The 17810-nt window shown below is 63.7% G+C and carries 19 protein-coding genes; 14 read left to right on the top strand and 5 right to left on the bottom strand.

The features are described 5' to 3' along the window. Window positions 1-16: 16 nt before the first annotated feature. Complete coding sequence (locus ACJA3S_RS14835) at window positions 17-1423, bottom strand: purine-cytosine permease family protein (RefSeq protein WP_406819066.1); 1407 nt, start codon at window positions 1421-1423, stop codon at window positions 17-19. A 319-nt stretch (window positions 1424-1742) separates the two neighbouring features. Between ACJA3S_RS14835 and ACJA3S_RS14840 the strand changes: the two genes are divergently transcribed. The 9 genes from ACJA3S_RS14840 to ACJA3S_RS14880 all read left to right on the top strand — a co-directional run bounded on the left by ACJA3S_RS14840 (window position 1743) and on the right by ACJA3S_RS14880 (window position 9057). Then, window positions 1743-2228, top strand: a complete 486-nt coding sequence (locus ACJA3S_RS14840) for a flavin reductase family protein (protein ID WP_170030287.1) — start codon at window positions 1743-1745, stop codon at window positions 2226-2228. Window positions 2229-2312: 84 nt separating this feature from the next. After that, window positions 2313-3353, top strand: a complete 1041-nt coding sequence (locus tag ACJA3S_RS14845) for an LLM class flavin-dependent oxidoreductase (RefSeq protein ID WP_406819067.1) — start codon at window positions 2313-2315, stop codon at window positions 3351-3353. A 294-nt stretch (window positions 3354-3647) separates the two neighbouring features. Further along, complete coding sequence (locus tag ACJA3S_RS14850) at window positions 3648-4244, top strand: amino acid synthesis family protein (protein WP_003258678.1); 597 nt, start codon at window positions 3648-3650, stop codon at window positions 4242-4244. 63 nt (window positions 4245-4307) lie between these two features. Beyond that, a complete protein-coding gene (locus tag ACJA3S_RS14855; RefSeq protein WP_406819068.1) occupies window positions 4308-5141 on the top strand; it encodes an alpha/beta fold hydrolase in 834 nt (277 codons plus the stop codon). Beyond that, window positions 5138-6619, top strand: coding sequence for an aldehyde dehydrogenase (locus ACJA3S_RS14860; RefSeq protein ID WP_406819069.1), 1482 nt, complete (start codon window positions 5138-5140; stop codon window positions 6617-6619). The genes ACJA3S_RS14855 and ACJA3S_RS14860 overlap by 4 nt, the downstream gene beginning before the upstream one ends. Window positions 6620-6632: 13 nt before the next feature. Then, on the top strand, window positions 6633-7118 hold the full coding sequence (locus ACJA3S_RS14865) for a flavin reductase family protein (protein WP_104881861.1): 486 nt from the start codon (window positions 6633-6635) through the stop codon (window positions 7116-7118). A gap of 140 nt (window positions 7119-7258) precedes the next feature. Beyond that, window positions 7259-7648, top strand: a complete 390-nt coding sequence (locus tag ACJA3S_RS14870) for a carboxymuconolactone decarboxylase family protein (RefSeq protein WP_170030291.1) — start codon at window positions 7259-7261, stop codon at window positions 7646-7648. A 90-nt stretch (window positions 7649-7738) separates the two neighbouring features. After that, window positions 7739-8491 (top strand): GntR family transcriptional regulator, encoded by a 753-nt coding sequence (locus ACJA3S_RS14875; RefSeq protein ID WP_406819070.1) that lies wholly within the window; start codon window positions 7739-7741, stop codon window positions 8489-8491. A gap of 2 nt (window positions 8492-8493) precedes the next feature. Next, entirely contained in the window at window positions 8494-9057 is a 564-nt protein-coding gene (locus tag ACJA3S_RS14880; protein WP_170030293.1) for an NUDIX hydrolase, read from the top strand. A 185-nt stretch (window positions 9058-9242) separates the two neighbouring features. Here the strand turns inward: ACJA3S_RS14880 and ACJA3S_RS14885 are convergent, their stop codons facing one another. Beyond that, the gene (locus tag ACJA3S_RS14885; protein WP_170030294.1) at window positions 9243-9875 is read right to left on the bottom strand and encodes a LysE family translocator; all 633 of its coding nucleotides are present in this window, start codon (window positions 9873-9875) and stop codon (window positions 9243-9245) included. A gap of 70 nt (window positions 9876-9945) precedes the next feature. Further along, complete coding sequence (locus ACJA3S_RS14890) at window positions 9946-10560, bottom strand: LysE family translocator (RefSeq protein WP_406819071.1); 615 nt, start codon at window positions 10558-10560, stop codon at window positions 9946-9948. Window positions 10561-10673: 113 nt separating this feature from the next. On the opposite strand from ACJA3S_RS14890, the gene ACJA3S_RS14895 reads away from it, so the two are divergent. Further along, on the top strand, window positions 10674-11126 hold the full coding sequence (locus tag ACJA3S_RS14895) for an Lrp/AsnC family transcriptional regulator (RefSeq protein WP_170030296.1): 453 nt from the start codon (window positions 10674-10676) through the stop codon (window positions 11124-11126). A gap of 388 nt (window positions 11127-11514) precedes the next feature. Continuing rightward, complete coding sequence (locus tag ACJA3S_RS14900; RefSeq protein ID WP_296231962.1) at window positions 11515-12927, top strand: cytosine permease; 1413 nt, start codon at window positions 11515-11517, stop codon at window positions 12925-12927. A 46-nt stretch (window positions 12928-12973) separates the two neighbouring features. Here ACJA3S_RS14900 and ACJA3S_RS14905 read toward each other — a convergent pair whose 3' ends face one another. Beyond that, complete coding sequence (locus tag ACJA3S_RS14905; protein WP_406819072.1) at window positions 12974-13678, bottom strand: NrtR DNA-binding winged helix domain-containing protein; 705 nt, start codon at window positions 13676-13678, stop codon at window positions 12974-12976. Window positions 13679-13819: 141 nt separating this feature from the next. Here ACJA3S_RS14905 and ACJA3S_RS14910 point away from each other — a divergent pair, with 141 nt between their 5' ends. Both ACJA3S_RS14910 and pncB read left to right on the top strand, forming a co-directional pair. Beyond that, window positions 13820-14470, top strand: a complete 651-nt coding sequence (locus tag ACJA3S_RS14910) for an isochorismatase family protein (RefSeq protein ID WP_406819073.1) — start codon at window positions 13820-13822, stop codon at window positions 14468-14470. Continuing rightward, complete coding sequence (gene pncB, locus ACJA3S_RS14915) at window positions 14467-15666, top strand: nicotinate phosphoribosyltransferase (RefSeq protein WP_406819074.1); 1200 nt, start codon at window positions 14467-14469, stop codon at window positions 15664-15666. Before ACJA3S_RS14910 ends, pncB begins: the two co-directional genes overlap by 4 nt. A gap of 31 nt (window positions 15667-15697) precedes the next feature. Here pncB and ACJA3S_RS14920 read toward each other — a convergent pair whose 3' ends face one another. Then, a complete protein-coding gene (locus ACJA3S_RS14920; protein ID WP_406819075.1) occupies window positions 15698-16585 on the bottom strand; it encodes a LysR family transcriptional regulator in 888 nt (295 codons plus the stop codon). Between the two features lie 111 nt (window positions 16586-16696). Between ACJA3S_RS14920 and ACJA3S_RS14925 the strand changes: the two genes are divergently transcribed. Further along, window positions 16697-17758 carry a YeiH family protein gene (locus tag ACJA3S_RS14925; RefSeq protein WP_406819076.1) on the top strand — a complete coding sequence of 354 codons (1062 nt, stop codon included), beginning with the start codon at window positions 16697-16699 and terminating at the stop codon, window positions 17756-17758. The last annotated feature ends 52 nt before the right edge of the window (window positions 17759-17810 follow it).

The raw sequence follows: 17810 nt of genomic DNA on the forward strand, positions 1-17810 counted from the left end.
CAGCTACACCTGTCTATCAGTCATTGACACTCACCACCCGCCCCGCCTTCTCGCCAGCGTTGCCACGCGTGGCCAGGCAGTAATACAGCGGCACCGTCACCAGCAAGCCGAACAGCCATGACAGGTCGGCCCCTTCGACGATGTTCGAATAGGGCCCCACATACAGCGAGGTATTGGCAAACGGCAGCTGCACCAGGATGCCGCAGGCGTAGGCAATGATCGCGTGGTGGTTGAAGCGGCCATAGATGCCGCCGTCGGCACGGAAGATCGAGGCGATGTCGTACTGGCCTTTCTTGATCAGGTAGAAGTCGATCAGGTTGATCGACGCCCACGGCACCAGCACCAGCAACAAGGCCAGGATCAGGCCGATGAACTGGCCGATGAAGTCTGCCGAAGCATTCAGCGCCACCAGGCCACAACCCAGCAGAATCACCGCAGCCAGCATTACCCGCACCTTGATGCTCGGCGTCCACGCGGCGACGAAGGTCTGGATCGCGGTGACGATCGACAGCACCGCGCCATACAGGTTGAGGGCGTTGTGGCTGATGATGTTGAGCAGGAACAGCACCATCAGGATCGGCCCCAGCCAGCCGGTGGCCTGCTTGACCGCATCCATCGCGTCGGTGCCTTCGGGCACGCACAGCACCGCCACTGCACCAAAGCTGAAGCACAGGATGGTGCCCAGGGTGGCACCGAAGTAGGTCGCCCAGAACGGCTTGGCGATGCCCACTTCACGCGGCAGGTAGCGCGAATAGTCGGAAGTGTATGGCGAGAAGCTGATCTGCCAGATGGTGCCCAGCGACACCGTGGCAATGAAGCCCGACAGGTTGAATGCGCCACGGCTGAAGAAATCGGCCGGCAGCGCCTGGGCGAACATCATGATGAAGCCGGCCAGTAGCGCCGAGCCCATTACCCAGGTACCGATGCGGTTGAGCACATGGATGAAGCGATAGCCGATCACGCCGATGGCGGTAGCGCTCAGGGCGCCGATCCCGATCGCGCCCGGCATTGGCACGCTCGGGGCGATGCCATGGATGGTCTTGCCCGCCAGCACGATGTTGGAGATGAAGAAGCCGACGTAGATCAGCGCCGTGAAGAACACGATCAGCAGTGCGCCGTAGCGGCCGAACTGGCCACGACTCTGCACCATCTGCGGAATGCCCAGCTGCGGTCCCTGCGCAGAGGCCAGGGCGATCACCACGCCACCGGCAAGATGGCCCAGCACGATGGCGACCAGCCCCCACAGCAGGTTCAGGTGGAACACCTGGACCACCATGGCGCCAGTGACGATGGGCAGTGGCGCGATGTTGGTACTGAACCAGAGTGTGAACAGGTCGCGCGCCTTCCCGTGGCGCTCGGCAGGTGGAACGTAATCGACCGTGTGGTTCTCGACAAACGGGTGTTGCGACGACGGTTGGGACATAGGATTTCAGCTCGAAAGGTCGTTTTTATCTTTGTAAGGAAACCGCATCAAGGCGGCCTCTCAGCTGCGGACCATATTATGGTATTCCAAACTTTTGACAACACTGATCCGCAGGAAAAACTGCCCACTGATCTGTTTGCAAAGCCGTGGCGGCGAACCTGCTTGGCAGCCAAACCCGCAGCATTCGTGGCCTAGCGCCGCTCATCGCGATAAGCGCAAGCGTGAAAATTCCCCTTGCAAAATAGGTATTACGGTATACCATCAGACACATCAACGATAAAAACCGCGGACCACCGCAGCCCTTCAGAGGTACACCCCCATGATCGACGCAACCGTCTACAAGCACGTCCTGGGCTCCTTCCCGTCCGGCGTTACCGTCATCACCACCCTGGACGACGACGGCGCGGTCGTCGGCCTGACCGCCAGCGCCTTCTCCTCGCTGTCGATGGACCCACCGCTGGTGCTGTTCTGCCCCAACTACAGCTCCGACTCCTACCCTGTACTGATCCGGCAGAAGCGCTTCGCCATCCACCTGCTCTCCGGTGAACAGCAAGCCGAAGCCTATGCGTTTGCCAAGAAAGGCAAGGACAAGGCCAGCGGCATCGAATGGACCCTGAGTGAACTGGGCAACCCGATCCTGGCCGGCGCCACCGCGGTCATCGAGTGCGAACTGTGGCGTGAATATGAAGGTGGCGACCACGCCATCATGGTCGGCAAGGTGCACAACCTGATCGTCCCGGCAGAGGCGCCACGGCCAATGGTGTACTGCCGCGGCAAGATGGCCAGCCTGCCCGCCTTTGCCTGAGCCTGGCAGCCAGGCGCAGGCCCGCTCCCACACTGAAGCCCGCTGCATTGGCGGGCGAAAACAACAAGCGTTGAGGAAAGCCCCATGAAATTTTCGTTGTTCGTGCACATGGAACGTTGGGATGAACAGGTCAGCCACCGCCAGTTGTTCGAAGACCTCACCGAACTGACCCTGATGGCCGAAGACGGCGGTTTCAGCACCGTGTGGATCGGCGAACACCACGCCATGGAATACACCATTTCGCCAAGCCCGATGCCATTGCTGGCCTACCTGGCCGCACGCACCGAAAAGATCCGCCTGGGCGCCGGCACCATCATCGCGCCGTTCTGGAACCCGATCCGGGTCGCCGGCGAGTGCGCCCTACTCGACGTGATCAGCAAGGGCCGCATGGAAGTGGGCCTGGCCCGAGGCGCCTACCAGTTCGAGTTCGACCGCATGGCCGGTGGCATGCCGGCCACCGACGGCGGCAAGGCCCTGCGGGAAATGGTGCCGGTGGTGCGCAAGTTGTGGGAAGGCGACTACGCCCATGACGGCGAGGTGTACAAGTTCCCCACCTCCACCAGCGTGCCGAAGCCCTACAACGCCGTCCCGCCGATGTGGATCGCCGCCCGCGACCCGGACTCGCACAACTTTGCCGTGGCCAACGGCTGCAACGTGATGGTGACGCCGTTGATGAAGGGCGACGAGGAAGTGCTGGACCTGAAGAACAAGTTCCAGGCGGCCCTCGACAACAATCCCGGCGTGCCGCGCCCGCAACTGATGGTGCTGCGCCACACCCATGTGCACAGCCCGGCCGAGCCGGACGGCTGGAAGGTCGGCGCCCAGGCCATCTCGCGCTTCTATCGCACCTTCGATGCCTGGTTCGGCAACAAGACCACCCCGGTCAACGGGTTCCTTGAGCCAAGCCCGGAGTCGAAGTTTGCCGAAGTGCCGGCGTTCGAGCTGGAGAACATCCGCAAGAACACCATGATCGGCACCCCGCAAGAGATCATCGCCCGCATCAAGTACTACCAGGCGCTGGGCGTCGACGAGTTCAGTTTCTGGTGCGACAACAGCCTGCCGCATGCCGAGAAGAAGAAGTCGCTCGAGCTGTTCATCAAGGAAGTGGTGCCGGCGTTCGCCTGAATTCCCTTTGCCTGAATTATTGCGGGATGCGCCCGCTTGCGTGGGTCATCGCGGCCTGCGGGAGCGGGTTTTTTTTGGTGTGTAGGGCCTGGGTTTTGTGGGGAGGTTGAGATCGAGCGCCGCCCGCGCGGCGCTCGATCTCGACGACACCACAAAACCCAAGGCATCCCCTCGCCGCTCATGCCCTCGCCTTTCATCCCCTTGCAAGAGAAATTTCGCGCCCCCTCTTGCACAACAAATATTATGGTATACCATCAGACAACAAGAGCTGATAACCCTCACCAGGAGCCATCCATGAGTTTCGAAATCCGCAAGATCGTCACCTACTCCGAAGAGACCCGCATCGAAGGCGGCAAGGCCACCGACAAGCCGGTGACCATGGTCGGCCTGGCCGTGGTGATCAAGAACCCATGGGCCGGTCGCGGTTTCGTTGAAGATCTGAAGCCGGAAATCCGCGCCAACTGCTCGGACCTGGGGGCCCTGATGGTCGAGCGCCTGACCGCCGCCATCGGCGGTGCCGACAAGATCGAAGCCTATGGCAAGGCAGCCGTGGTCGGTGCCGATGGTGAAATCGAACACGCCTCGGCGGTGATCCACACCCTGCGCTTCGGCAACCACTACCGCGAAGCGGTGCAGGCCAAGAGCTACCTGAGCTTCACCAACAAGCGCGGCGGCCCGGGCACGTCGATCCAGATCCCGATGATGCAGAAGGACGACGAGGGCCTGCGTTCGCACTACATCACCCTGGAAATGCAGATCGAAGACGCCCCGCGCGCCGATGAAATCGTCGTGGTCCTGGGCGCTTCCGACGGTGGCCGCCTGCACCCACGCATCGGCAACCGCTACATCGACCTGGAAGAACTGGCTGCCGAAAAAGCCAACGCTCAATAACAACAACCAGGACGGGGCGTGACGTACCTGCCCGCCGCGCCCGCCCCTGAAGGAGCGCCCTCCATGATTCAGCCTGTTGCTGAACGCACCCCCGCCGGCACCAGCTACCTGTCCGTTGGCCAGGGCCAACCCGTGGTACTGATCCATGGCGTGGGCCTGAACAAGGAAATGTGGGGCGGTCAGTTCGTTGGCCTGGCCAACGACTACCGCGTCATCGCCTACGACATGCTCGGCCACGGCCACAGCGCCCTGCCAGCCGCCGACATCGGCCTGGAAGGCTATGCCGCCCAGCTTGCCGAACTGCTCGACCACCTGCAGATCGCACAGGCCACCGTGATCGGCTTCTCCATGGGTGGCCTGGTCGCCCGCGCGTTCGCCCTGCATTACCCGCAGCGCCTGGCGGCACTGGTGATACTCAACAGTGTGTTCAACCGCACCCCTGAACAGAGTGCCGGGGTTATCGCCCGCGCCGCCCAGGCGGCCGAGCAAGGCCCCGACGCCAATGTCGACGCCGCGCTCGAGCGCTGGTTCAGCCGTGAATACAAGGCCGCCAACCCGGCGCAGGTCGCTGCCATTCGCCAGGTCCTGGCCAGCAACGACCCGCAGGGCTACCACACCACGTATTCGCTGTTCGCCACCCAGGACATGTACCGCGCTGGCGACCTGGGCAGCATCCAGGTGCCGACGCTGATCGCCACCGGCGAGCTCGACTCGGGCTCCACCCCGGCCATGGCCCGCCAGCTCGCCGCCAGCATTCCGGGGGCGCACTGTGTGGTCCTTGCCGAGCAACGGCATATGATGCCGGTGGAAGCACCGCGCGAAGTCAACAAGATGCTGCTGGACTTCCTCGCGCAAGCCCGCACCCTCACCGAATCCGCCAAGGGGATTGTTGCATGACCCTCGTTCGTTTCCAGATGTGCATCGACGGCCAATGGCGCGATGCCCAGAGCGGCAAGACCTTCGACAGCCTCAACCCGGCCACTGCCCAGGCCTGGGCGCAGTTGCCCGATGCCGACGAAGCCGATGTGGAGCTGGCCGTGCAGGCCGCCCAGCGGGCCTTCGACAGCCCGCAATGGCGCAGCCTCAGCGCCACCGCGCGTGGCAAGCTGCTGCGCCGCCTGGGCGACCTGATTGCCGAGAACAAGGAACACCTGGCGCAGCTGGAAAGCCGTGACAACGGCAAGCTGATCCGCGAAACCCGCGGCCAGGTCGGCTACCTGCCGGAGTTTTTCCACTACACCGCAGGCCTGGCCGACAAGCTCGAAGGCGGCACCCTGCCGCTGGACAAGCCCGACCTGTTCGCCTACACCGTGCACGAGCCGATCGGCGTGGTGGCCGGGATCATCCCGTGGAACAGCCCGCTGTACCTCACCGCGATCAAGCTGGCGCCAGCCCTGGCCGCCGGCAACACCATCGTGCTCAAACCGTCCGAGCACGCCTCGGCGACCATCCTCGAGCTGGCCCGCCTGGCCCTGGAAGCCGGCTTCCCGCCCGGCGTGGTCAACGTGGTCACCGGCTACGGCCCAAGCACCGGCGCGGCGCTGACCCGCCACCCGCTGGTGCGCAAGATCGCCTTCACCGGCGGTGCCGCCACCGCTCGCCACGTGGTGCGCAGCAGTGCCGAGAACTTCGCCAAGCTGTCGCTGGAGCTGGGCGGCAAGTCGCCAAACATCATCTTCGCCGACGCCGACCTGGACAGCGCCATCAACGGCGCCGTGGCCGGCATCTATGCCGCCTCCGGGCAAAGCTGCGTGGCCGGCTCGCGCCTGCTGGTGCAGGACGAGATCTTCGACGAGTTCGTCGCGCGCCTGATCGCCCGCGCCAAGCGCATCCGTATCGGCAACCCGCAGGACGACGCCAGCGAAATGGGCCCGATGGCCACCGCGCAACAGTTGGCCGTGGTCGAAGGCCTGGTAGCGGCGGCCAAGGCCGAAGGCGCCAAGCTGCACATGGGCGGCAAGCGCGCCGAGGTCGAGGGCGACGGCTGGTTCTACGAGCCGACCCTGTTCGAGTGCGACAGCAACTCGATGACCATCATGCAGGAAGAAGTGTTCGGCCCGGTTGCCGCGGTGATCCGCTTCAAGACCGAAGAACAAGCCCTGGCCATCGCCAACGACTCGCAGTTCGGCCTGGCCGCCGGTATCTGGACCCGCGATCTGGGTCGTGCCCACCGCCTGGCCCGCGACGTGCGCTCGGGGATCATCTGGGTCAACACCTACCGCGCCGTCTCGGCCATGGCGCCGATCGGCGGCTTCAAGAACAGCGGCTACGGCCGTGAGAGCGGCATCGATTCGGTGCTGGCCTATACCGAGCTGAAGACGGTGTGGATCAACCTGTCCACCGCGCCCATGCCCGATCCCTTTGTCATGCGCTAGGAGAACTGCGCCCATGATCGAACCCGGCATCTACAAAGACGTGATGGGCTCCTTCCCGTCCGGCGTCACGGTGGTCACCACCCTGGACGCCGACGGCGCCATCGTCGGCATCACCGCCAGTGCGTTCAGCGCGTTGTCGATCGACCCGGCACTGGTGCTGTTCTGCCCCAACTACGCCTCCGACACCTACCCGATCCTGCGTGACAGCAAGCAGTTCGCCATCCACCTGCTGTCTGCCGACCAGACCGCCGAGGCCTACGCGTTCGCCGGCAAGGGCAAGGACAAGGCCAAGGGCATCGAGTGGCACCTGAGCGAGCTGGGCAACCCGCTGCTGAGCAAGGCCACGGCGATCATCGAATGCGAACTGTGGCGCGAATACGATGGCGGCGACCACGCGATCATCGTTGGTGCGGTGAAGAACCTGGTGCTGCCGGCCGAGCCGGTGACGCCGATGGTCTACCACAAGGGCAAGCTGGGCGCCCTGCCGCCATTGGGCTGAGAGACCTCATTGGCTTCTTCGCGGGCTCGCCCGCTCCCACAGGTCCTGCACAGGTTTCAATATCTATGCGATCCCTGTGGCAGCGGGCAAGCCCGCGAAGAAGCCCACACCGATGACCCTATTTTTCCGGAGCACTGCCCATGAGCACTGAAAAGTACGAGAAAGGCCTGCAGATCCGCACCCAGGTGCTGGGCGAGGAATACGTCAATCGCTCAATCCAGAACGCCGACGCGTTCACCCAGCCACTGCAGGAGCTGGTCACCGAGTACTGCTGGGGCCACGTCTGGGGCCGTGAAGGCCTCTCGCTGAAAGAGCGCAGCATGATAAACTTGGCCATGATTTCCGCGCTCAACCGGCCCCACGAGCTCAAGCTGCACATTCGCGGCGCCTTGCGTAATGGCCTGAGCCGTGAGCAGATTCGCGAGATCCTGCTCCAGGTCGGCATTTATTGCGGCGTGCCCGCGGCGGTGGACAGCTTCCGCCTGGCCCGCGAAGCGTTCGCTGAAGCCGATGCGGAGTCAACCCGTTAACACCGGGCTGTTCGAACCCTTGCAAGGAGCACCCGAGGTTCGTGGTGCTGTTGCAGTTGCGGTCGGGCAGCCTCTTTCAGAGCGCACTCGATGAAACGCCAGCCACTCGACGACAGTTTCAAGGTCAACCGCAACCCCGTTACCCTGCGCGAAATCGTGCTCGACAAGCTGCGCGGCGCGATCATGAACTTCCACCTGCTGCCAGGCGACCGCCTGGTCGAACGCGACCTCTGCGACCGCCTCGGCGTCAGCCGCACCTCGGTGCGTGAAGCCCTGCGCCACCTGGAGTCGGAAGGCCTGGTGGAGTTCGCCGACGCCAAGGGCCCGCGCGTGGCCATCATCACCCTCGAAGACGCCCGCGACATCTATGAACTGCGCTGCGTGCTCGAAGGCCTGATCGTGCAACTGTTCACCCTCAATGCCAAGGCCAAGGACATCCGCGCCCTGGAGCGCGCACTGGAAGTCAACCGCGAGGCCCTCGAAGAAGGCGAGCTGCAACAGGTGCTGGATTCGGTACAAGGCTTCTACGATGTACTGCTGGAGGGCTCCGGCAACCAGGTGGCAGCCCAGCAGTTGCGCCAGCTGCAGGCGCGCATCAGCTACCTGCGCGCCACCTCGGTATCGCAGGAAAACCGCCGCGGCGCCAGCAACCGGGAAATGGAAAAGATCGTCGAGGCGATCAAGAGCGGCGACCCGCTGGCAGCCCACCAGGCCTCGGTCGATCACGTCCGCGCCGCGGCCAAGGTCGCCCTGGACTACCTGCGCCAGAAGCAGGATGACAATACCAAGGTGCGCGATATCGTCGAGCCCCTGCCCCTCAAGGAACCCCGCATAGGCCGCTGACCATGCCCAACGCCCCGCGCTACTGCCCACACTGCACCACGGAACTGGCCCGGGGCGTTCCCACAGGCGACACCCACGAACGCCTGCACTGCACCGGCTGCGGCTACATCCACTACATCAACCCGAAGATCATCGCCGGCTGCATCATCGAGCGCGATGGCAAATACCTGCTATGCCAGCGCGCCATCCCGCCGCGCCCGGGCACCTGGACCTTGCCCGCCGGCTTCATGGAGGCCGGCGAGACTACCGAACAGGCAGCCTTGCGCGAAGTCTGGGAAGAAACCGGCGTACGCGCCGAGATCGTCTCGCCGTACTCGATCTTCAGCGTGCCGAAGATCAGCGAGGTGTACATCATCTTCCGCGCCATCGCCACCGAGGAAACCGGGCAATACGGGGCGGAAACACTGGCCTGCAAGTTCTTCGAGCCCGACGATATCCCCTGGGACGACATCTACTACCCGGCGATCCGGCAGATTCTGGAGCGCTACATTCTCGAGCGGCAAGCTGGGGTGTACGGCATCTACATGGGCAATGACGACACCGGCAAGGTGCATTTCATTCGCTAGGCTCTGTGTGAAAAGCCTTGATACTCGGTGATGCTGCGTTGAAAACAGCCTCGGAATGCTCATTTACAACCCGTAAACTCCGCTTCCTCGGCTGTTTTCGCCTTGCCTGACCTTCGTCTCAAGACTTTTCACACAGACCCTAGCCTGTGCCGCCCTCTCATCCCCAGCCATCCGCAGGCTCACGCTCAGCGCCGCCCCTCAGCCAGCATGCGCACGGCCAGGCCCGCCAGCACCGTGCCCATCAGCCAGCGTTGTAGCTGCTGCCACGATGGGCGCCCGGCCAGGAACACCGCGATCGACCCGGCCATGATCGCGATCAGGGCATTCACCGTGACGCTGATGGTGATCTGCGTGGAACCCAGCACCAGCGACTGCAACAGCACGCTGCCATGGCCCGGCTCGATGAACTGCGGCATCAGCGACAGGTACATCACGGCGATCTTGGGGTTGAGCAGGCTGGTGGCAAAGCCCATGGTGAACAGCCGCCGCGGGCTGTCGGCAGGCAGGTCGCGAACCTGGAAGGGTGAACGGCCGCCAGGGCGCAGCGCCTGCCAGGCCAGGTACAACAGGTACAGCGCGCCGCCGATGCGCAGCGCATCGTAGGCCAAGGGCACCGCCATCACCAGGGCAGTGATCCCCAGGGCGGCGCAGACCATGTAGATGACGAAGCCCAGGGCCACACCGCCCAGCGAGATCAACCCGGCCTTGCGGCCCTGGCAGATCGAGCGGGAGATCAGGTAGATCATGTTCGGCCCCGGGGTCAGGACCATGCCCAGGCAGATCAGAGCGAAGGTGAGCAGTTGCGCGGTGTCGGGCATGGGCACGTCCTGGTTGTGCGTTGATGTGCTGCGAGTTTATCCGAGGCCACGCCTGTCGTCTGCTCCAGCCTCACCCCAGTTGCGCGGCAATCAAGCCCACGGCCACCGTGATCATCGCCACGCCGGAAACCCGCCCGACCAGCTTCGCCGCCTGCGGTCGGGTGCTGAGCACGGCCTTGGCGCCATAGCCGACCAGCGAATAGATCACCAGCGAACTGCACAGGTGCACCAGCCCCAGCAGCAGTATCTGCACCGGCACCGGCCAACTCGACTGCGGGTCGGTGAATTGCGGCAGCAGGGCCAGGAACAGCAGGAACACTTTCGGGTTCAGGCCACTGACACAAAACCCCTTGAACGCCCAGCGCGACCCCGAATCCCCCGCGCCGCCCTGCCCGGCCGCCGGCAATGCCGGGCTCAGCAGCAGGTTGCCACCCAGCCACAGCAGGTAGCTGCACCCTGCCAGGGTCAGCAAGGTCAGCGCCAGCGGGTGGCCCGCCAGCAGGCTGCCTACGCCGGCTGCCACTACCAGGGTCGCCAGGCAATGCCCCGACAGCATCCCCGCTACCGCAGGCATCACCCAGCGCCCGCGCATGCCCGCCGAAATGGCATAGGCCCAGTCCGCGCCAGGGGTTATCACAAACAGCATCGACACGGCCCAGAACGCCGCCAGAACACTGAGAGCCACTTGAATCTTCCTTCTTCCACTGCTTTGGGATGAGCAAAAGATTACGTATTCCGTTGCGGCATTTTCTTTCGTATATTCCCTCCCTGCCTTCAGTTACTGGAAGATTCTTCTCAATGGACAGGATCGATCGAAAAATCCTTGCCGAGCTGCAAAAAGACGGTCGGTTGTCGGTGACTGAGCTGGCCGACCGCGTCGGCCTCAGCCTGTCGCCTTGCCATCGGCGTTTGAAGGCACTGGAGGAAAACGGCGCCATTCTTGGCTATCACGCCCGGTTGGCGCCCAGTGCGCTGGGCCTGAATTTTGCCGCCCTGGTATTCGTGACCCTGCGCGAAGTCACCCGCCAGCCGGTGGCGGACTTTGAAGCCGCCTTGGCCGAGATCCCGCAGATCGTCGAAGCACAGCGGCTGTTCGGCGACCCGGATTACCTGCTACATGTGGTGGCCAGGGACTTGCCGGCATTCCAGAAGCTGTACGACGAGCAGCTGACCAGCATTCCCAATGTGAAGCGGTTGAGTTCGACCCTGGTGATGAAAGAGGTGATTCAGGATCGCTTGTTGCCGATGTAGCGGTTTGCTTCGACTGCCGGCGTCCCTTCACCAGCCCATGACGCTGCGCAGCACCTGTGAGAGCAGGTCCACCGGCAAAATGGCCAGTTCAGGCGACCGTTCCAGCTGCCCCGCCAAGGTGCACAGCGCACCACCACAGCCCAGCGCAAACCGCCCGCCAGCAGCCCGCCCCGTCTACTCCAGGCCCTCCCGCCCACTGGCATCCTTCTTGCTGCCGTCCCCCGCTTAAGCTTTTGTCAGCCTTAGGTTTTTTAAGGTTTATGGGCACATATTTACTAATTTCTCGTTATCCCCGCGCCCCGCATCATCGCTCCAACAAGAACGCGTCGCCCTTCGCCGGCACGCCCCCGGGCAGTTCCCAATGCCCCACCTTGCCTTGGAGTCAGTCATGACCAGTGCAGCCAATTCGGCACCCCTGATAGAAAAACACACGATCGGCTACGTGCCCCCGCAAGACCGCCATGGAAAGGTAAGGGATCTGTTCACCCTGTGGTTCGGCGGCAACATCGCGCCGCTGCCCATCGTTACCGGGGCATTGGGCGTGCAGCTGTTCCACCTGAACCTGCTGTGGGGCGTGGTCGCCATCCTGGTCGGCCATCTGCTTGGCGGTGTGCTGATGGCGCTGCACTCGGCCCAGGGCCCGCAGATGGGCATCCCGCAGATGATCCAGAGCCGCGCCCAGTTCGGCTCGCTGGGCGCACTGCTGGTCGTGGTGATCGCCGGGGTCATGTACATCGGCTTCTTCGCCTCCAATATCGTCCTTGCCGGCAAGTCGCTGCACGGTGTGGTCGATGCCGTGCCCGTGCCGGTGGGCATCGTCATCGGTGCACTGGGCTCGGGCATCATCGGCATCATCGGCTACCGCTTCATCCACGTGCTCAACCGTATCGGTACCTGGGTACTGGGGATCGGTATCGTGGTCGGCTTCGGCTACATCTTCAGCCATGTGCAAAGCGACGACTTCCTTACCCGCGGCGGCTTCAACCTGGCCGGCTGGCTGGCCACCGTGTCGCTGGCAGCGTTGTGGCAGATCGCCTTCGCCCCATACGTGTCGGACTATTCACGTTACCTGCCGGCCGACGTCAAGGTCAGCGCCACGTTCTGGACCACCTACCTGGGTTCCGCGTTGGGTTCGAGCCTGTCGTTCATCTTCGGCGCGGTGGCGGTGCTGGCGCTCCCGGCCGGCATGGACACCATGGACGCCGTCAAGCTGGCCACCGGTACCCTGGGGCCGATCATGCTGGTGCTGTTCCTGCTCAGCGTGATCAGCCACAACGCCCTCAACCTGTATGGTGCGGTGCTGTCGATCATCACCCTGGTGCAAACCTTTGCCTACCGCTGGATCCCCACCGCCAACAGCCGCGCGGTGCTGTCGCTGGTGGTGCTGAGCGCCTGCTGCGTGGTGGCGGTGTTCGCCTCGGCAGACTTCATCGGCCATTTCGTCGACATGGTGCTGGTGCTGCTGGTGGTACTGGTACCGTGGACCGCGATCAACCTGATCGACTTCTACGCCATTCACAAGGGTGACTACGACATCCAGTCGATCTTCCAGGTCGATGGTGGTATCTACGGGCGTTACAACCCGCAGGCGCTGGTTGCCTATGCGGTGGGCATCGTGGTGCAGATCCCGTTCATGAACACGCCGCTGTATGTCGGGCCGATTGCCGAGCACATCAACGGCGCAGACTTGTCGTGGCTGGTGGGCCTGGCGATCACTTCGCCGCTTTACTGGTGGCTGGCCAGCCGCGACAGCGCCTACCGTCGTCGCCAGGCCGGCGCCAAGGTAGCCATGGGCCATTGACCTCTGCTGCGCTCGATCAGGCATCAAGGGGTGAGCGGCAAGCCAGTCAGGCGCCCTCGGGCAACAGGCTACGGTCGAACATGAACGCCCGCTCACCCTGCGGCGTATAGGCATACAACTGCTGCGGCCGCCCCAGCCGCGGCTGGTTCTTCTCCCCGGTATCCCTCACCCACCCCAGCTCGCGCAAGCGCTCCAGCCGCTTGCGCAGCGAGGTGTTGTTCACCGCCTGCCCCAGGCAGGCCTGCACGGCCCCCAGCGCATCCAGCACGGTGAATTTCTCTGCCAGCAGGTAAAGCGGCAAGCTGCTGTACACCGTCTTCGCGGCAAGGCGCTCGCGGGCGCGGCCGACCAGCAGGTTATGGTCGAACGGCAGCAGCACCTTGCGCTCCAGCACGCTGTCCAGATCGAAGAACGCCAGCTGCTCGCCCTCGACCTGCTGTTGCGGGTCGAGCAGCGCCAGGTAGAAAGTGCTCAGCGACCAGCCCCTGGGGTCACGAAAGGCATTGCCTTCGGTACCCACCTGTTCCAGGTAACGCGGCAATACCTTGGCCTTTTCGCGCAGGGCCCGGTCGGCAGCGCCTTCCAGGCTGGTATCAGGGGTTCGGCCATTGACGATGACCCCGGGCAAGGCCCATTGGCCGGCATGCGGTTCTCGCTCACGACGGTGCAACAACACTTGCAGATGCTGCGCTTCAGGGGCCATGCGCAGGGCGATGATATCGACGCTGGCCAGGACTTCGGTGCTACTCACGGGATGGCTCCGCTCGGGAATACGCCCATATTCCACCAGAGACGTTAAGTAATACAAGCGTTAGCCTTAAAGCAAATAGCGCTTGACACACTTATTACACCAGGTGAATTATATAGCCACCCCTCAACAAGGAGTACCGTCATGAAGATCGCCAGCTTCGATGTCGACGCGCAAAATGGCTTCACCGCCAACGCCCCGCAAGAGCTACCCGTGCCCGAAGGTGACGAAATCGTGGCGGATCTCAATGCCATGGCGCAGCGCGCCGACCTGCGCCTGGGCAGCAAGGACGCCCACCCGGCCAACGCCGCCTGGGTGGTCGCCGACCACGCCGACATGTTGCAGCCGCTGCCACTGGCCGATGCCGACCTGACCTGGGTCAGCCACTGCGTACCCGGCACTCCGGGTTTCGAACTGCTGCCCGGCCTGCCCGCCCCCATCGATTATGATTACTTCGTCTGGAAAGGCGTCGAGCCCGACCTGCACCCCTACGGTGCCTGTTACCACGACCTGGCCGAGCGCCGTTCCACCGGGGTGATCGAGTACCTCAAGGTAAACCAGGTGGGTGCGGTGATCGTCGGCGGCCTGGCCCTGGACTACTGCGTCAGGACCACCGCCCGGCAACTGCGCCAGGCCGGCTTCCAGGTACTGCTGTACCTGCCCGCCTGCCGCGCGCTCACCCAGGCGGGGGCGATCGAGGCGTGTGGTGCGCTGGCCGCCGAGGGCGTGATCCTCTGTGGGGACGCAGCGGCACTCGACCACCAGCTTGCCCGAATCAAGGAAGACCGCCCATGAGCGATAGCGTTTTCGGTCCGCGTATCATCCAGAACCTGCTGGATACCGACTTCTACAAGATCACCATGATGCAGGCAGTGCTGCACAACTACCCCAACGCCGAGGTGGAGTGGGAGTTCCGCTGCCGCAATAACGAGAACCTCGCCCCCTACCTGGCAGAAATCCGCTACCAGGTGGAACAACTGGCCGAGGTCAGCGTCACCCACGACCAACTCGCCTACCTGGAGAAAATCCCCTTCATCAAGGCGGATTTCATCCGCTTTCTCAGCCTGTTCCGCTTCAACCTGCGCTATGTGCAGGTGTACCTGGATGATGCCGGGCAACTGGCGATCCGCGTGCGTGGGCCATGGCTGCACGTGATTCTCTACGAGATCCCGCTGCTGGCGATCATCAGCGAGGTGCGCAACCGCTACCGCTATCGCGAGGTGGTGATCGAGCAGGTTCGCGAGCGCTTGTACCAGAAACTCGACTGGCTCAAGGCCGAGGCCAGCAACGAAGAACTGGCCGGCTTCCAACTGGCCGATTTCGGTACCCGGCGGCGCTTTTCCTATCGGGTGCAGGAAGAGGTGGTGCACATTCTCAAGCGTGACTTCCCAGGCCGCTTTGTCGGTACCAGCAACGTACACCTGGCCCGGGAGTTCCAGCTCAAGCCGATCGGCACCATGGCCCACGAATGGTTCATGTCCCACCAGCAGCTCGGCCCACGGCTGGTCGACAGCCAGGCTGCCGCGCTGGAATGCTGGGTGCGGGAATACCGCGGGTTACTCGGCATCGCCCTGACCGATTGCATCACCATGGACGCGTTCCTCGGCGATTTCGACCTGTACTTTGCCAAGCTGTTCGATGGCCTGCGGCATGACTCGGGCGACCCGCTGGCCTGGGCGGAAAAAGCCATTGCCCACTATGAGCGGCTGGGCATCGACCCGAAGAGCAAGACGCTGATCTTTTCCGATGGCCTGGATTTCGCCAAGGCACTGGGGCTGTACCGGGCGCTGCATGAGCGGATCAATGTGAGCTTTGGCATTGGTACGCGGCTGACCTGCGATATTCCAGGTGTGGAACCGATGAATATCGTGATCAAGATGACCGCGTGCAACGGCGCGCCGGTAGCGAAGATCTCCGACAGCCCGGGCAAGACCCAGTGCCGGGATGAAAACTTCGTGGCTTATCTGAAACATGTCTTTCAGGTGAACTGAGGGCACCTGCACCGCGAACAGGCCAGTACTGTCAATCGACCTCCTGCAGGCCGACACACAATTCCAGAAACCGCGCCGCCGCCCGCGACGGCGTCGCGGCATGTGGCAGCAGGATGGAAAACCGCCGCACCAGCGCCTGCGGCGCAACCTGCAACCGGCGTAGCGCACCGTCTTCGTGGCGGATCGACATCGCCGACACGAAACCGATGCCCATCCCGGCCCGCACCGCCTCTTTCACCCCTTCCACCCCGGCAATCTCCAGCGCCACGCGCATGGCCACGCCACTGCGGGCAAAGGCCCGCTCGACGATCTGCCGCACGCCCGAGCCGCTTTCGCGCAACACCAGCGGGTAAGCCCCCAACGCGGCCAGCGTCTGCTGGTGGCTGCCAGCCAGCGGATGCCCGCGCGGCACGATGGCAACGATCTCGTCTTGGCGCCACGCCGTCACTGCCGTGCCCAATGGCAGCTCCTGCCCCGGGGGCCCTTCGATCAGGGCGATATCCATGCTGTCCAGCGCAGCGACGATTTCCGCCGTATTGCCATGAGAGGTGCTTACCTGCACCTGCGGATAGCGGGCATGGAAATCGGCAATCAGATACGGCAGCAGGTAGCTGGCCGGTGTGGTACTCGCGCCGATGCGCAGGGTCCCACGTTCCAGCCCGCGCATGGCCTCGCGCAGCGTCTGGGCCTGGCGGAAGGTTTCGCGCAGGCGCTCGGCATAGGCCAGCAACTGTTCACCGGCCGCAGTCAGCCGCACGCCGCGGCCGGCGCGTTGGTAGAGGGGCTCGCCAAAGGTCTCCTGGAGCAGTTTCAGCTGGCCTGACACTGCCGGTTGCGAGAGGTGCAGCGCCTGAGCCGCATGGCTGATGTTGCCATGCTCGGCGACGGTAGCGAACGTTATCAGTTGTTCCGGGGTCATGAACAGAAAATATCAGCTATACGGATATTTGCCATCCCCAATTACGATTTTTTATAAGCTTATAACCAGATTAACGTAGGCCCTGTCGAAACACCTTTGCGGAGGACTCACATGGCCACGGTTCCGTCCAACCCTGCTGTTGCACCCACCCTCTCCACCCGTGGGCGGCTCAATGGCATCCTGTTCGTCGCGCTGTTCGCGCTGGCAGTCACCCAGTTGGCCGCCTTGCCGGCCATCGCCAACCTGGGTATCAGCCCGCTGATCGTCGGTATCGTCGCCGGGGCGCTGTATGCCAACGCGCTGCGTGACGGAGTACCCGCGAGCTGGGCGGCAGGCATCAACTTTTCCGCTCGCAGCCTGCTGCGCATTGCCGTTGCCTTCTTCGGCCTGCGCATCAGCCTGCAGGAAATAGCCGAAGTCGGCTGGTCGGGGCTCATCGTATCCGTGCTGGTGGTAGGCAGTACCCTGCTGCTCGGCTTGTGGTGCGGCATGAAGGTATTCAAGCTGGACCGCGATACGGCCTTGCTGACCGCTGCCGGCAGCGCGATCTGCGGCGCCGCTGCGGTACTGGCATTCGAGTCGGCCCTGCGCAGCGCCCCGCACAAGAGCGCCATGGCGGTCGGAAGTGTCGTGCTGTTCGGCACCCTGTCGATGTTCCTCTACCCGTTGGCGATCAACGCCGGTTGGCTGCACCTGGACACCCTGGGCGCTGGCCTGTTTCTCGGCGGCACCCTGCACGAAGTGGCGCAAGTGGTTGGCGCAGCCAGCAACATCAGCGCCGATACCACGCATATCGCCACGATCGTCAAGATGACCCGGGTCATGCTGCTGGTGCCCGTGCTGTTGCTGGCCGGGTGGTGGATCAGCCGTGCACGCCAGCCAGGCCAGGCACAAGGCAACGGGCGCATCGCCATGCCCTGGTTCGCCCTCGGCTTCCTGGCGCTGGTGCTGGTGAATTCGCTGCAGGTGCTGCCGGGCAGCGTGACGCAGGCGCTCAACAGCCTGGATACCTTCGCCCTGACCATGGCCATGACTGCGTTGGGGATGGAAACGCGCTTCAGCCAGATTCGCCAGGCCGGGCCGCGAGCGCTGGCCACCGGGGCGCTCCTGAACCTGTGGCTGATCGGCGGCGGGCTGGCGATAACCCTCGGCGTACAGAGGCTGCTGGGATGAGGTGAAACCTGGTTGGCTTGTTCGCGGGTAACCCGCGCCCTCAGGTTCAGCG

This window comes from Pseudomonas sp. KnCO4 (assembly GCF_045344305.1).
GTDB classification, from domain to species: domain Bacteria; phylum Pseudomonadota; class Gammaproteobacteria; order Pseudomonadales; family Pseudomonadaceae; genus Aquipseudomonas; species Aquipseudomonas anuradhapurensis.